This window comes from Thermacetogenium phaeum DSM 12270 (assembly GCF_000305935.1).
Lineage (GTDB): Bacteria > Bacillota > DSM-12270 > Thermacetogeniales > Thermacetogeniaceae > Thermacetogenium > Thermacetogenium phaeum.
Genome location: NC_018870.1, coordinates 1,141,511 through 1,155,892 on the forward strand (window position 1 = coordinate 1,141,511; position 14,382 = coordinate 1,155,892).

Consider the following 14,382-nt stretch of genomic DNA (forward strand, 5'->3'; position numbering starts at 1 on the left):
TTAGGAGGTTCCAAGTGTTCATCATTATTGCTGTTTTGATCTTTGCCTTTTTGATAGTTGTTCATGAACTCGGTCATTTTTTGGTTGCCAAAATGGTAGGTATCCAGGTTGATGAGTTCAGCATCGGTTTTGGGCCGAAGCTACTGGGCTACCGCGGCCGGGGGGATACAGTCTACTCCCTGCGCCTCTTGCCCCTGGGCGGATACGTCCGGATGGCGGGCATGGACCCCAAAGAAGATGACCGTATCAACGGCTTTAATAAAAAGCCGCTGAGGGATCGTTTTGCGGTCATCTCCGCCGGTTCGGTGATGAATTTTGTGACCGCTATCTTCCTTTTCTTTTTGACGTTTAGTTTAATAGGAGTTCCTGCGCCCTCGAATTCCAACACCATCGGGGATGTTGTTCCGGGGAGCCCCGCAGCTCAGGCAGGTTTAAGGGCTGGGGACAGGATTGTTATGGTAGACGGCCTTCCGACGCAGAACTGGGAGGATGTTGCGGGCGGCATTAGAAGAGGTGGGCAGCGGGAAATCAGTCTCACTGTGGAGCGCAATGGTGAATCGTTCGCCGTTTTGGTGACCCCTCGTTACGATCCCCAGCTGAATATGGTTCAGATAGGTATCAAGCAGCATATTATCTGGGAAAAACAGGGGTTTCTGCGGGCTGTACAACTGGGGTTGGAACAGGCTATTGGCTTTACCAGGTTGATCATTAACAGCTTGATAGGCCTTGTGACAAAAGCGGTGCCGGCTGATGAGATTGCCGGGCCTGTGGGAATCACCAAAGCCATCGGGGACGCCGCCAGAGAGGGGCCCGGCTATTTGCTGACATTTACGGCTGTCTTAGGAATTAACCTGGCTCTTATCAACCTGCTTCCCATTCCGGCCCTTGACGGGAGCAAACTCATGTTCTTGTTGATCGAGGGCCTGCGGGGGAAGCCGGTTGACCCTGAAAAGGAAAATTTCGTACATCTGATCGGTTTTGCCATTCTGATGGTGCTATTTTTGATCATCACCTATAATGACATCATGCGTATCCTGACTGGGGGTTAATCCCATGTTTGAGCGCCGTAAGACAAAGCAAGTAATGCTGGGGAAGGTGCCGATCGGCGGGGGAGCTCCCATCACGGTCCAAACCATGGCTAAAACAGATACCAGAGACGTCGCCGCGACCGTTGCCCAGATCCGGGAACTGGAGCGCAACGGGTGTGATATCGTGCGCCTTGCTGTGCCCGACAGGGAGGCCGCCCTTGCCTTAAAAAAAATTAAGGAGGAAACTTCGATCCCGTTGGTCGCCGACATTCACTTCGACTACCGGCTGGCCATCCTCGCCCTGGAAAGCGGCGTGGACGGGCTGCGGATCAACCCGGGCAACATCGGTGGCGAAGAAAAGGTCCGCAGTCTCACCAGAGCGGCCAAAGAGAGAAATGTTCCCATTCGCATCGGGGTGAATATGGGTTCCCTCGAAAAAGGGATCCTTTCCCGGTATGGGAGAACCACTGCCGGCTTGGTGGAAAGCGCTCTTTCCCATGTTGCCCTTTTGGAACGGGAGGGTTATGACAACATTGTAATCTCCGTTAAAGCGACGTCTGTTCCTGTTACCATAGCCGCCTACCGGATGCTGGCGGAACGGGTCGCGTACCCCCTGCACCTGGGGGTTACAGAGGCAGGGGGGCCCTGGGCGGGGACCATTAAATCATCCATCGGTATCGGAACACTTTTGGCCGAAGGTATAGGGGATACCATCAGGGTGTCCCTGACCGCTTCACCCCTCGAAGAGGTAAGGGTTGGTTTGCAGATTCTTAAGGCACTTGGGTTGAGGGGGGGAGGAATTGAGCTGATTTCCTGCCCAACCTGCGGCCGCTGTCAGATTGATCTGGGGAGTGTCGCCCGGGCTGTAGAGCAGCGGCTGCCAGCTACAGATGAGGAGTTGCGTGTTGCCATAATGGGGTGTGCTGTCAATGGCCCTGGCGAGGCCAGGGAGGCCGATGTGGGCATTGCGGGTGGGAAAGGGTGCGGTGTCCTTTTTAAGAAAGGTAAAATGATCGGAAAGGTTCCTGAGGACAAGCTGGTAGGGGTGTTGCTTGAGGAAATCAAAAAAATACTGGAGGAAAGGAAGCAGAAGAAATGCGGGTTACACGAATGCTGATTCCCACGCTGCGGGAGGTGCCTGCCGAGGCCGACGCGATCAGCCACCAGCTGTTGCTGCGTGCCGGGATGGTCAGAAGGGTGGCTGCTGGCGTCTACTCACTCCTGCCGCTGGGGAACCGGGTTGTCAAGAAGATCGAGAAGATTGTGAGAGAAGAGATGGAGCGAGCCGGTGGGACCGAATTGCTGTTGCCCATCATTCAACCGGCGGAAGTCTGGCATGAGTCGGGCCGCTGGAATGTCTACGGCCCGGAACTGTTCCGGCTGCAAGATCGCCACGGCAGGGATTTTTGCCTTGGCCCCACCCACGAGGAACTAATTACTACCCTCTTTCGGCAAGAGATCAAATCATACCGCCAGCTGCCCCTTCTTCTCTATCAGATCCAGAATAAATACCGTGATGAAAGGCGGCCGCGCTTCGGCCTGTTGCGAGGCCGTGAGTTCATTATGAAGGATCTCTATTCTTTCGACAGGGACGAAGAAGGCCTAGATATCAGCTACCGCAAAATGTATGAGGCTTACACCCGGGTTTTCAGCAGGTGCGGCCTGGTTTTCCGGGTTGTCGAAGCGGACACCGGGGCTATCGGAGGGACCAATTCTCACGAGTTCATGGTGCTGGCAGATACCGGCGAGGAGGAACTGGTATTCTGCTCTCTCTGCGATTACGCTGCCAATACGGAAAAGGCGCCCTGCCGGCCGCAGGGTGAGCAGGAGGAAGAAGCGAGGCCGTTGCAGCTGGTTGCCACACCTGCGGCGCGCACCGTTGATGATCTGGCCAGTTATCTTGGGGTGGATGCCCGAAAGATCTTGAAGTCCCTCTTTTTCGACGCCGATGGGGAGCCGGTCGTTGTCTTGGTGCGCGGTGACCGCTCCGTCAATGAAACTAAGGTTAAGAATTTTCTCTTGGCCAACAGCCTGGAAATTGCCGATGAAGTAGAAATTCTCAACCGCTACGGTGTGCCGATGGGATTCGCCGGCCCGGTTGGGCTACGAGAGAAGATGCCGGTGAAAATACTCGGGGATGAAGAAGTTAGGGCTCTTTCCAATGCGGTAGCAGGAGCGAACAGGGTGGATTACCATTATCTTAATGTCAATCCCGGCCGCGATTTCGATGTTGATGTTTACGGTGATTTCCGCACGGCGCAAGAGGGGGATCCCTGCCCTCTTTGTGGAGCACCGCTGCAGGTATGCAGGGGGATTGAAGTAGGCCATATTTTTAAGCTGGGAACAAAGTACAGTGAAGCCTTAAAGGCAACCATTATCGATGAGAAGGGAAATGAGGTTCCCGTTGTCATGGGATGTTATGGTATCGGAATAACCAGAACCATGGCTGCAGCCGTGGAGCAAAAACATGACCAGGACGGGATCATCTGGCCTGTTGCTATTGCTCCTTATGAGGTAGTGTTGATGGCGGTCAACCAGGGGGATGCCTTACACGCCCGCTATGCTGAAGAACTGTACCGGGAGTTCCTTCAGGCCGGAATTGATGTTATTTACGACGACCGCCTGGAGAGGCCCGGAGTCAAGTTCAAAGATGCCGATTTGATCGGGTACCCGGCGCGGGTTGTCATCGGTAAGAAGATGGTATCCGAAGGTTTGCTGGAGATCAAATGGCGGGAGACCGGAGAGACGGTATTGAAAAAGAGGAGCGAGGCGGTCGAGTACCTCCGTCAGAAGCTCTCTGCCATGCGGAGCCGGGAAGGAGAATAGTATTGCATAAGCAGCACATATTTTGCTATAATGACATCGAAGAGCCATTAAGCGATCAGGAGGTTGTAGAGAGTGGGTTGAACCCACTCTTTAATATTATTCTATTTATACAGGGGAGATTTTTGTGAAGATGGCTTCGGTGAGTGACAGGGTGACGGATGTGATCATGCCTTTGCTGGCCAGAGAGTCCCTGGAGCTGGTGGATGTGGAGTATAAGAAAGAGGGAGCCGCTTGGTACCTGCGGGTTTTTATTGATAAACCGGGTGGGGTACAGCTTGGAGACTGTGAAAAGGCGAGCCTCCTCATCGGTTCCGAGCTGGACAAACACGACATTATACCCCACCGGTATTACCTGGAGGTGTCCTCACCGGGCGTCGAGAGGCCGCTTAAAAAACCGGAGGATTTCCTTCGTTTTCGCGGCTCTGAAATCGTTGTCCGCACCACCGCCAAATTCGAGGGTAACAAGAACTTTCAAGGCAAGATAGTCGATTATGATGAAGACGACCGGGTGGTTATAGAGACGGCAGACGGCCTGTTAAAGATCCCCCACAGCCTGATATCCAAAGCTAGATTAAAGGTGTTTTAAATTGCAAGCGAGGAGGTGAAGATGTTTGAATCTAGAATTTATCAACGCTCTCAAAGACATCGAAAAAGAAAAGGGAATCAGCAGCGAGGTTCTTTTACAGGCAATAGAGCATGCTTTGCTGACCGCATACAGGAAAAACTTCGGTTCAACTCAGAATGCCCGCATCGAGATACTCAGGGAGACGGGAGAAATTAAGGTTTTTTCCCGAAAAACCGTCGTTTCTGAGGTTACCGATCCGAGGCTGGAAATCTCCGTGGAACAGGCCAGAGAAATCGATCCCGACGCCAAAGAAGGGGATGTCGTAGATGAAGAAGTGACTCCGCAAGAATTTGGGCGCATCGCAGCGCAGGCGGCCAAGCAGGTTGTGGTTCAACAGATCCGTGAAGCAGAGCGGGGTTTGATCTACGAGGAGTTCTTAAGCCGGGAGGGAGATATAGTTACCGGCGTGGTGCGTCGTCAGGAGACCAAAAATGTCTATATCGACCTAGGGCGGGCGGAGGCTTTGCTAGCGCCGGCGGAACAGATTCCGACGGAAAGGTATAACAGAGGGGACAGGATCAAGACTTATGTAACTGAGGTCAAAAAGACCACCAAAGGGCCACAAATATTGGTATCCCGCACTCATCCCGGCCTGTTAAAGAGACTCTTTGAACTTGAGGTTCCGGAGATTTTCGAGGGAATAGTAGAGTTAAAGGCGGTTGCCAGAGAGCCAGGATTGAGGTCCAAGATAGCGGTTTATTCCAAAGATGAAAATGTGGATTCTATCGGCGCTTGTGTGGGACCAAAGGGTATCCGTGTGCAGGCGATCGTCAATGAGTTGAGGGGCGAAAAAATCGACATTATTAAATGGGATAGCGATATCAAGGTGTTTATCGCCAACGCCCTTAGTCCTGCCAAGGTGGTCTCCGTAGAGATTGAGGAAGGGGAGAAGATCGCTCGAGTGGTTGTCCCCGACAATCAGCTTTCCCTGGCAATAGGTAAAGAGGGACAGAATGCCCGTTTGGCGGCTCGTCTTACTGGCTGGAAGATCGATATCAGGAGTGAATCTCAACAGATTGCCTCCTCTGAGGAGGGCAAGGAGGAGGATCCCTCATGCCTAGAGTAAAGAAGGTGCCCAAGCGGATTTGTGTGGCTTGCAGACAGATAAAGGACAAGAAAGAGCTTATTCGTGTGGTGAGAACGCCCGATCGAGCGGTTGAAGTTGACCCTACGGGAAAAAAGTCTGGCCGCGGCGCCTATATCTGCCGGGACTTGAATTGCCTGGAGACAGCTTTGGCCGGCAGGCATTTGCAACGGGCGCTGAATACGGAGCTGCCTTCAGAGGTGATCGAGGGACTAAAACAGATGCTCATGGGTGAGAGCAATTGACGTCTCTTTATTCTCTGCTGGGATTTGCCAAACGAGCGGGGAAACTCCTGTCGGGTATAACAAATTGCCTCCTTGCCCTCAGGAAAGGAAAGGCACATCTTGTGCTGATAGCTGTAGATGCCGGTGTCAGCAAGAGAAAGGTGATTGGAGCCTGTTCATCTTTAAAGGTGCCGTGGCTGGAGTTCGGTTCTAAGGAAACCTTCTGGAAACATTTGGGAAGCCCTTCCTGCTACTGGGCAATTCTATCCAGGGAGCTGGCCAAGAGTTTTCTCGAGAAGTACCAGCAGAGTTATAAAAATAACGAGCGGGGGTGATTCAATGGCAAGAATTCGTGTTCATGAACTGGCCAAGGAATTAAAAATCAATAGCAAAGAGCTGATCGCCCGTTTGCGCCAAATGGGTTACGCGGTTAAAAATCACATGAGCACGCTGGATGAGAGAGATGTGCTCAAAATAAAGAAATCGCTGACAGCTCCGCATATTGAAACCAAGAATGCCAGACAGCCCCAAAAGAAGAGCGCTGACAAAGCGGAGATAAAAGAGAATGACTTTCGCAAACGGGCACTGGCACGAAAAGAGGAACAGCGCCAGAGAAAGGAGCAGAACCAGCGTAAAATCCTGGCGAAAGTGGCAGCACATCCCCACCACAGCCGTGGAAGAAAAAAGCGGAGGGATGCGAGCCGAAATACGGATGAAATGGGTGCGGAGCGGAAGAAGATAGTCATTGGGGATCAGATAACCGTACAGGAGTTGGCCAACATCCTGCATGTCAGCGGCAGTGAAGTGATCACCAAGCTAATCGCACTCGGAGTTATGGCTTCACTCAACCAGCTGATTGACAGTGACACGGCAACACTGGTAGCTGCGGAATTTGGCGTTGATGTAGAGGTACGCGACGATTCTCAGGAGTTGGAGGCGTTGCTTGAAGATGTCCCGGATAAGCCGGAAGATCTGGAGCCAAGGCCACCGGTAATTACCGTGATGGGGCATGTTGACCATGGTAAAACCTCTCTTTTAGATTATATCCGCCACACCAATGTCACGGCAACGGAAGCCGGAGGCATAACTCAGCACATCGGAGCCTATCAGATCGAGGTTAGGGGCAAAAAGATAACATTTCTGGATACACCAGGCCATGAGGCATTTACGGCCATGCGTGCCCGGGGTGCACAGGTCACCGATATTGCCGTTCTGGTGGTTGCGGCAGACGACGGAGTTATGCCGCAGACTGTAGAGGCTATCAATCATGCCAAAGCAGCAGGTGTTCCCATTGTTGTTGCCGTAAACAAGATCGATAAGCCGGGAGCAAATGCGGAACGCGTCAAACAACAGCTGGCAGAACATGGTATTGTTCCCGAGGAGTGGGGGGGAGACAACATTTGTGTCCCAGTCTCGGCAAAGACTGGTGCCGGTATTGACCAGCTGTTGGAGATGCTGTTGCTCGTTGCCGAGATGGAGGAGCTTAAAGCAAATCCTAACTGTCCGGCACGAGGGACGGTTATAGAAGCGCAACTGGATAAAGGAAGGGGGCCTGTTGCTACCGTATTAATCCAGAAAGGCACCCTGAAGGTTGGGGATATCATTCTGGCAGGTACAGCTTGCGGCAAGGTAAGAGCCATGCAGGATTATAAAGGACGCCGGATTAAAAAGGCATCTCCGGGAACCCCTGTAGAGATACTGGGACTTTCGGAGGTACCGGAGGCTGGCGATCTCTTTTATGTGGTAAAGGATGAAAAATTGGCACGCCAGATTGTGGAAAAACGCCAGGAAAAGAAACGGCTGAGCGAAAGTGCGGGTCCGGACAAGGTCACGCTGGAAGACCTCTTCAAACAAATCCAGGAAGGCAAGGTAAAAGAGCTGAATCTCGTCGTTAAAGCCGATGTGCAGGGATCTGTGGAAGCCCTTATTCAGGCTTTGTCCAAGTTGAGCACCGATGAGGTGAGAATAAATATCATTCATTCCGGTGTAGGGGCGATAACCGAAACCGATGTCATGCTTGCCAGTGCCTCCAACGCTCTGGTAATCGGTTTCAATGTGCGTCCTGATGCCAATGCCAAAAAGACCGCCGAATCTCAGCAAGTGGAAATCAGGCTTTACCGGGTCATTTATGAGGCTATTGATGATGTTAAGGCTGCCCTCGAGGGTCTTTTGGAACCGATTTATAAAGAGGTGCCGGTAGGAAGAGCTGAGGTGCGTGAGATCTTCCATATTCCCAAAGTCGGTGTCGTTGCCGGTTGTTACGTTTCCGAGGGTAAGGTAATCAGGAATGGAAAAGTGCGCGTCGTCCGGGATGGGGTAGTCATCTATGACGGTACGATCGCTTCTCTCAAGCGCTTTAAAGATGACGCCAGAGAAGTGGTTCAGGGGCACGAGTGCGGAATCGGACTTGACCGGTTCCAGGATCTGAAACCGGGAGATATCCTAGAGGGATATCAGATTGAAGAGCTGAAAAGAGAGTTGAAGCCTTTATTAAGAGGTGATTAAGGTGGGATACCGTGCTAACCGGTTGGGGGAGGAGATCAAGAGGATCGTCACAGATCTCTTGAGAACTGAAATTAAGGATCCACGCATTTCTCCCTTTACCACTGTCACCGAAGTCGATGTGTCAAAGGACCTTCGTTATGCCAAGATTTATGTAAGCGTTCTGGGGGAGCGAGAAGAACAGCAGCGAACTCTGGAGGGTTTGCAAAACGCCTCCGGATTCATCCGTTCCGAGCTGGGAAAACAAATACGGCTGCGTTATAACCCGGAGATAACTTTTTGCCTGGACTCTTCGATCCAGCACGGTTTGAAGATCAACCAGATCCTCCATGATCTGGCAAAAGAACAGGAATGAAGGATTGAGATGGGGTCTCTTGATGCTGTAGCTCGTATTATTGAAAAAAGCAATAAAATTCTGATGACCACCCATGTCAACCCCGACGGTGATGCTGTTGGGTCACTGCTTGGGTTAGGGCTGGCTTTGGTTAATTCAGGCAAGGACGTGATGATGGTGACGGCGGCACCGATCCCTGCTGTCTATCAATATCTGCCGGGGAGCGAGCTGCTTCAATTGCCTTCTATGCTCTCCACAAGAGAGTTCGAAGCAGGTGTCGTCCTGGACTGCACGGACCTTTCTCGCATCGGAGGAGACCTCCCTGAGCTGTTGAATGGTGCTGGTAGCGTCGTAAACATTGACCATCATATCAGCAACACCCACTTTGGGGATGTCAATGCCGTCGATCCGAAGGCTGCAGCTACCGGGGAGATCGTTCTCGACCTCCTGTTGTTGATGGGGATTCCGGTGACACCGGATATCGCTACGAACCTCTATACCGCCCTGATTACGGATACCGGGTCTTTTCGACATCAAAACACAACTGCCAGGTGTCATCGAACGGCAGCGGTGTTACTGGAATATGGCGCTGACCATGTGCTTGTTCACAATTGCCTGTATGAACAAAGGACTCTGAGCAGCCTTATGCTCTTGAAGGCTGGACTGGAGACCTTGTCCCTTAGCAAAGACGGGCGTATCGCCTGGATGGCCATATCCTATGAGGATATTCTTTCCAGCGGATGTAATATGGAAGACTGTGAGGGCATCATCGATTATCCCAAATCTCTCCGCGGGGTAGAAGTCGGAATCCTCTTCAAGGAGGTAAAGCCAGGAGAGATCAAGGTCAGCTTTCGCTCGAAGCAATACCTGGACGTTAACCGACTTGCTGCCTCTTTCGGAGGGGGCGGCCACGAACGGGCTGCCGGTTGCACCGTTAAGGGCAACCTTGCAGACGCGGTGGCCATGATCGTGAGAACGACTGAGGAACATCTGCGTCTGGCCATGAACAATGGAGGCGTTTCCTGAAGTGAATGGTTTGATTAACGTTTTAAAACCGCCGGGGATTACTTCCCATGCGGTAGTGCTAAGTTTGCGGCGCCTTTTCCGGGTGCAGAAAATCGGTCATACGGGTACTCTGGACCCGGGAGCGGCGGGTGTTCTCCCAATTTGCGTTGGACAGGGTACAAGGGTTGCCGAATACCTTGTCAACAAACCGAAAAGTTATCGTGCTGAGATGACCTTTGGCATCACGACCGAAACCCATGATGCCGGTGGTAAGGTGCTCAAGAGGCTTCCAGGTGTCAAGCTTGAACGTGCGCGAGTAGAAGAGGTTTTGCAGGATTTTATCGGGGAAATCAAACAGGTGCCCCCGATGACGTCGGCCCTTCACTACCGAGGGAAGAGGCTTTATAAGCTGGCGCGTGAGGGGAAAACGGTAGATCGCAGGGCGAGGAAGGTTCATATTTATGAAATCAAATTGATCCGCTTTGATGGCGAGCTACCCTACCCGCGCTTGTTGTGTGATATCACCTGCTCCAAGGGCACCTATGTGCGCAGCCTGTGTGCAGATATCGGCGAAAAGCTGGGATGCGGTGCCTTTTTATCCTTTCTGGTTCGAACAGCCAGCGGTCCCTTTCAGCTGAGCGTTTCCTACACACTGGAAGAAATAAAAGATAGATATGAAAGGCAGGATTTTTCCTTCTTGCTCCCTATCGATTATGCGCTGGAGGAATTCCCCGCTCTGATCGTGAAAGAGAAGGCTGTGCCTCATGTCTTGAACGGCCAGCCTCTGGCTCCGGCGGGAATCATGGGAGGGGTGGGAAAGAGTGACAGGCCTCTCGTGGTCCGCCTTTACGCACCGGACGGCAGTCTTTTAGCCCTAGGCAACTACCGGTGCTCAAAAAACGGTGAGTGGTACTATAAACCGCAAAAAGTCTTTTGTCTTCTCCATCAAAATATATAATAAAGAGGTTCTCTATATGAAAGTGTTGCAGGAGTTAGATCAAACATTTTCCGATCAGAAATTGATCCTGGCTCTTGGGAACTTTGATGGGGTACATCGCGGCCATAAACTGCTGTTGGAGGAAATGTGCCGGTTTGCCTCCCGGTTGGAAGCGGTTCCGGCAGCCCTTCTTTTTTACCCTCACCCCCAACAGGTGCTCAATCCCGAAAAAGCGCCCGGGTTGATAATTGATAATGAAAAAAAGCTTGAACTGATGGAGGCTTTGGGCATCGAGGCCGTTATCATGCTGCCCTTTGACCGGCAGATGGCCGCACTTTCTCCGCAGCAGTTTATTGAGGAGATACTGCTGGCGAAGTTAAAGGTAACGGGGGTTTTTGTCGGGTTCAATTATCGCTTCGGTTGCGGTGCTACGGGGACACCGGAGCTGCTGCTGGATTATGGGAAGAGATTGAACTTTTATGTGAGGGTAATGCCACCGGTGATCCTCAATGGAACGCCGGTGAGCAGCACTTCTGTTCGCTCAGCTCTTCTTGAAGGTGATATTTCTGAGGCAAAAAGTTTGCTCGGTTACTGGCCGGTTATCAGGGGCAGGGTAGTTCCAGGGGACGGAAGGGGGAAGAAACTCGGATATCCAACGGCGAATATCCAGGTACCCGAACAGATGCTGGTACCCCGAAGCGGAGTATATGCCTGTCAGGCTCTTCTAGAGGGAGATTTTTATCCCGCAGTGTTGAATATCGGAAAACATCCCACTTTCGGGTGCAGCCGCAACCCGCTGATAGAGGTTCATCTGTTGAATTTTAGAGGCAACATCTACGGGGCTAAGATGGAGATAAGGCTGTTTCAAAGGCTACGGAGCGAAAAAAAGTTTGCTAGCAAGCAGGACTTGATCAACCAGATCCGAAAAGATGTGGAGAGTGCTGTCAGAATTCTTGAGAAAATCGAAGCATTTTCGGTATGTTAGGGAACTACTTTTTGAAAACCGCCTTTATTTATTATGATGGCGGACTTATAGCTGCTACAGATTTACATTGGGTTTATTGTATGATAAGATTAAGTACGTAAATAAAAAAGGGGTTAAATAGCCTTAGCCAAGATAAAATAAAGATAGAGGATGTTTTCAATGCTACCCGGAAGCTCTCGGCCTAATTTATGAGTGCATCCAGGTTTCGAGGCTTTTTCGCCAAATCACGACGCATCTTTGACCTGATGGTCAAAGATATACCGGCGGGGCGGCTCGTGATCACGGTTGTCGGCAGGCAATAATATTGAGAAGAAAAGAGCGATAAGAAATAAGGAGGTTATTGAGAATTGGCTTTCGATCCGGCGGTTAAAAAGGAAATCATTGAGAAATACCAGATTCACGATCGCGACACAGGCTCTCCTGAAGTACAAATTGCTTTACTGACAGAGCGCATTAACTACCTGACAGAACACTTGAAAATCCATAAGAAGGATCACCATTCGCGCAGAGGTCTGTTGAAAATGGTGGGTCAAAGAAGAGCACTTTTAAACTACCTGAAGAAAAGTGACCCTAACCGCTACCGGACGATTTTAGAAAAACTTGGTTTGCGCCGGTAGGAATTTATTGGTTTTTGAGGAGGAGAGCGGTTTACCGCTCTTTCTGATTATTTTTTTTGCATATAGGCAAATTAATCGGGAGGTATATTATGCAGGATACGTTGATATATCAAATGGTGCTTGGTGGCCGTCCCTTAATTTTCGAATTCAACAAGGTGGCCAAACAAGCCAACGGTTCTGTGTTGGTACGCTACGGCGATACGGTTGTGCTGGTTACGGCAACTGTATCAAAGGAGCCGCGTGAGGGGATCGACTTTTTCCCGCTTCTCGTTGATTATGAAGAACGCCTGTACGCAGTTGGTAAAATTCCCGGTGGGTTTATCAAAAGAGAAGGTCGGCCTACGGAAAAGGCCATTTTGTCGGCCCGGCTGATCGACAGGCCGATCCGGCCACTTTTTCCATCCGGTTTTCGTAACGATGTCCAGGTTGTTGCTACCGTTCTTTCCGTGGATCAGGACTGTGCCCCTGATGTAACAGCCATGAACGGTGCTTCGGCGGCGCTTTCAGTATCCGATATTCCTTTTGCGGGGCCCATTGGAGGGGTTGTCGTTGGGCGGGTGGATGGAGAGTACGTTATCAACCCGACGGTAGAACAGGAAAAGCACAGCGATATGCACTTGGTAGTTGCGGGGACGAAGGATGCGGTTCTGATGGTTGAGGCTGGAGCCAAGGAGGTTACTGAGGAAGCAATACTCCAGGGGATCGAATTTGGACATCAGGCAATTAAGGAGATTGTGGCTTTACAAGAAGAGATTGCCCAGGCCATCGGTAAAGAGAAGCTGGATATCCCCGTTTTTGAGGTAGATCCTCAGATTGAAAGTGATGTCAGAGGGTATGTCAGCGATAAGATTGCTGCGGAGGTGAGGAATCCGGATAAGCAGGCTCGCCAGAGCGCCCTTGAAGCGCTGGAGAAAGAAACGATCGAGCACTTTGCTGAGATCTATCCGGAACAGGAAAAAGCCGTCCAGGAGGTATTTCTCAAGGTTCTCAAGGAGATCGTGCGGGAGATGATTTTGCGGGAGAGGGTTCGACCCGACGGGAGAGGGCTTGAGGAGATCAGACCGATAAGCTGTGAGGTCGGGATCCTACCGCGCGCTCACGGAAGCGGTCTTTTTACACGCGGCCAGACCCAGGTTCTCACCGTAGCGACACTGGGTACCATCAGCGAGGAACAGATCCTCGACGGCCTGGGGATTGAAGAATCGAAAAGATATATGCACCATTACAACTTCCCGCCCTACAGTGTAGGTGAGACCAGGCCGATCAGGGGACCAGGGCGAAGGGAGATCGGCCACGGTGCTCTGGCAGAGAGGGCATTACTGCCGGTTCTTCCCGACGAAGACAAGTTTCCTTATACCATCCGGCTTGTTTCCGAGGTTCTGGAATCGAACGGATCGACATCGATGGCCAGCGTTTGTGGAAGCACTCTATCTTTGATGGATGCCGGTGTGCCCATCTCAGCACCTGTTGCCGGTATTGCTATGGGGCTTGTCACTGCTGATGACACCTTTGCGGTTCTGAGCGATATCCAGGGGATCGAGGATGCCCTGGGGGACATGGATTTTAAGGTTGCCGGAACTGAAGAAGGTATTACTGCGCTGCAGTTGGACATCAAAGTGAAAGGCATTTCCCAGGATGTTTTGCGAAAAGCCCTCAGCCAGGCCCGGGAGGGAAGATTGTTTATCTTAGGTAAAATGAAGGAAGTCATCAGCGCACCGCGTCCCAATCTTTCACCCTACGCTCCGAGAATCATCACCATGACCATTGACCCTGAAAAGATACGCGATGTTATCGGGCCTTCCGGTAAAGTGATCCGCAAGATCATCGAAGAAACTGGTGTCCAGATTGACATCGAAGATGACGGCAGGGTTTTTATTGCGGCAACCGATGAAGAAGCGGGAAAAAATGCCGTGCGCATCATTGAAAACCTGACCCAGGATGTCGAGGTCGGTAAAATATATCTCGGCAAGGTCGTCAGATTAATGGATTTCGGTGCCTTTGTGGAAATCATCCCCGGGATGTTCGGGAGCGCAGGCAAAGAGGGGCTTGTGCACATTTTCCAGCTGGATGAACGCAGGGTAAACCGTGTCCGGGATGTCGTTAAAGAAGGGGACGAGATTATTGTCAAGGTAATCGAAATTGATAAACAGGGGCGAATTAATCTTTCACGCAAGGAAGCCATCAAAGCACTGCGCAGGAAAACAGAAAAATAAGG

The 14,382-nt window shown here is 51.3% G+C and carries 14 protein-coding genes; all 14 read left to right on the forward strand.

All coding sequences use genetic code 11. The features are described 5' to 3' along the window. Window positions 1-14 precede the first annotated feature (14 nt). A complete protein-coding gene (gene rseP / locus TPH_RS05630; RefSeq protein ID WP_015050227.1) occupies window positions 15-1,049 on the forward strand; it encodes an RIP metalloprotease RseP in 1,035 nt (344 codons plus the stop codon). A 4-nt stretch (window positions 1,050-1,053) separates the two neighbouring features. Next, on the forward strand, window positions 1,054-2,145 hold the full coding sequence (ispG, locus tag TPH_RS05635) for a flavodoxin-dependent (E)-4-hydroxy-3-methylbut-2-enyl-diphosphate synthase (protein ID WP_015050228.1): 1,092 nt from the start codon (window positions 1,054-1,056) through the stop codon (window positions 2,143-2,145). Further along, entirely contained in the window at window positions 2,124-3,854 is a 1,731-nt protein-coding gene (locus TPH_RS05640) for a proline--tRNA ligase (protein ID WP_015050229.1), read from the forward strand. Before ispG ends, TPH_RS05640 begins: the two co-directional genes overlap by 22 nt. 130 nt (window positions 3,855-3,984) lie before the next feature. Next, window positions 3,985-4,440 carry a ribosome maturation factor RimP gene (locus TPH_RS05645; protein ID WP_015050230.1) on the forward strand — a complete coding sequence of 152 codons (456 nt, stop codon included), beginning with the start codon at window positions 3,985-3,987 and terminating at the stop codon, window positions 4,438-4,440. A gap of 25 nt (window positions 4,441-4,465) precedes the next feature. Beyond that, window positions 4,466-5,545, forward strand: coding sequence for a transcription termination factor NusA (gene nusA, locus TPH_RS05650; protein WP_015050231.1), 1,080 nt, complete (start codon window positions 4,466-4,468; stop codon window positions 5,543-5,545). Next, entirely contained in the window at window positions 5,533-5,808 is a 276-nt protein-coding gene (gene rnpM, locus TPH_RS05655; RefSeq protein ID WP_015050232.1) for an RNase P modulator RnpM, read from the forward strand. The genes nusA and rnpM overlap by 13 nt, the downstream gene beginning before the upstream one ends. Continuing rightward, the gene (locus TPH_RS05660; protein ID WP_015050233.1) at window positions 5,805-6,122 is read left to right on the forward strand and encodes a L7Ae/L30e/S12e/Gadd45 family ribosomal protein; all 318 of its coding nucleotides are present in this window, start codon (window positions 5,805-5,807) and stop codon (window positions 6,120-6,122) included. The genes rnpM and TPH_RS05660 overlap by 4 nt, the downstream gene beginning before the upstream one ends. Before the next feature lie 4 nt (window positions 6,123-6,126). Further along, window positions 6,127-8,292, forward strand: coding sequence for a translation initiation factor IF-2 (gene infB / locus TPH_RS05665; protein WP_015050234.1), 2,166 nt, complete (start codon window positions 6,127-6,129; stop codon window positions 8,290-8,292). A gap of 1 nt (window position 8,293) precedes the next feature. Further along, on the forward strand, window positions 8,294-8,644 hold the full coding sequence (rbfA, locus tag TPH_RS05670) for a 30S ribosome-binding factor RbfA (protein ID WP_015050235.1): 351 nt from the start codon (window positions 8,294-8,296) through the stop codon (window positions 8,642-8,644). Window positions 8,645-8,653: 9 nt separating this feature from the next. After that, a complete protein-coding gene (locus TPH_RS05675; protein ID WP_015050236.1) occupies window positions 8,654-9,649 on the forward strand; it encodes a DHH family phosphoesterase in 996 nt (331 codons plus the stop codon). Between the two features lies 1 nt (window position 9,650). After that, entirely contained in the window at window positions 9,651-10,586 is a 936-nt protein-coding gene (gene truB / locus TPH_RS05680; RefSeq protein WP_015050237.1) for a tRNA pseudouridine(55) synthase TruB, read from the forward strand. Between the two features lie 16 nt (window positions 10,587-10,602). Continuing rightward, window positions 10,603-11,550 carry a bifunctional riboflavin kinase/FAD synthetase gene (locus tag TPH_RS05685; RefSeq protein ID WP_015050238.1) on the forward strand — a complete coding sequence of 316 codons (948 nt, stop codon included), beginning with the start codon at window positions 10,603-10,605 and terminating at the stop codon, window positions 11,548-11,550. A gap of 347 nt (window positions 11,551-11,897) precedes the next feature. Then, window positions 11,898-12,167, forward strand: coding sequence for a 30S ribosomal protein S15 (rpsO, locus tag TPH_RS05690; RefSeq protein WP_015050239.1), 270 nt, complete (start codon window positions 11,898-11,900; stop codon window positions 12,165-12,167). An 89-nt stretch (window positions 12,168-12,256) separates the two neighbouring features. Next, entirely contained in the window at window positions 12,257-14,380 is a 2,124-nt protein-coding gene (locus TPH_RS05695; protein WP_015050240.1) for a polyribonucleotide nucleotidyltransferase, read from the forward strand. Window positions 14,381-14,382 lie beyond the last annotated feature (2 nt).

What these genes read in the sequence shown, in the direction of transcription:
- ispG (WP_015050228.1), top strand. Translation starts at nt 1,054, where the DNA reads ATGTTTGAGCGCCGTAAGACAAAGCAAGTAATGCTGGGGAAGGTGCCG.
- TPH_RS05640 (WP_015050229.1), top strand. Translation starts at nt 2,124, where the DNA reads ATGCGGGTTACACGAATGCTGATTCCCACGCTGCGGGAGGTGCCTGCC.
- TPH_RS05645 (WP_015050230.1), top strand. Translation starts at nt 3,985, where the DNA reads ATGGCTTCGGTGAGTGACAGGGTGACGGATGTGATCATGCCTTTGCTG.
- rnpM (WP_015050232.1), top strand. Translation starts at nt 5,533, where the DNA reads ATGCCTAGAGTAAAGAAGGTGCCCAAGCGGATTTGTGTGGCTTGCAGA.
- infB (WP_015050234.1), top strand. Translation starts at nt 6,127, where the DNA reads ATGGCAAGAATTCGTGTTCATGAACTGGCCAAGGAATTAAAAATCAAT.
- TPH_RS05675 (WP_015050236.1), top strand. Translation starts at nt 8,654, where the DNA reads ATGGGGTCTCTTGATGCTGTAGCTCGTATTATTGAAAAAAGCAATAAA.
- TPH_RS05685 (WP_015050238.1), top strand. Translation starts at nt 10,603, where the DNA reads ATGAAAGTGTTGCAGGAGTTAGATCAAACATTTTCCGATCAGAAATTG.
- TPH_RS05695 (WP_015050240.1), top strand. Translation starts at nt 12,257, where the DNA reads ATGCAGGATACGTTGATATATCAAATGGTGCTTGGTGGCCGTCCCTTA.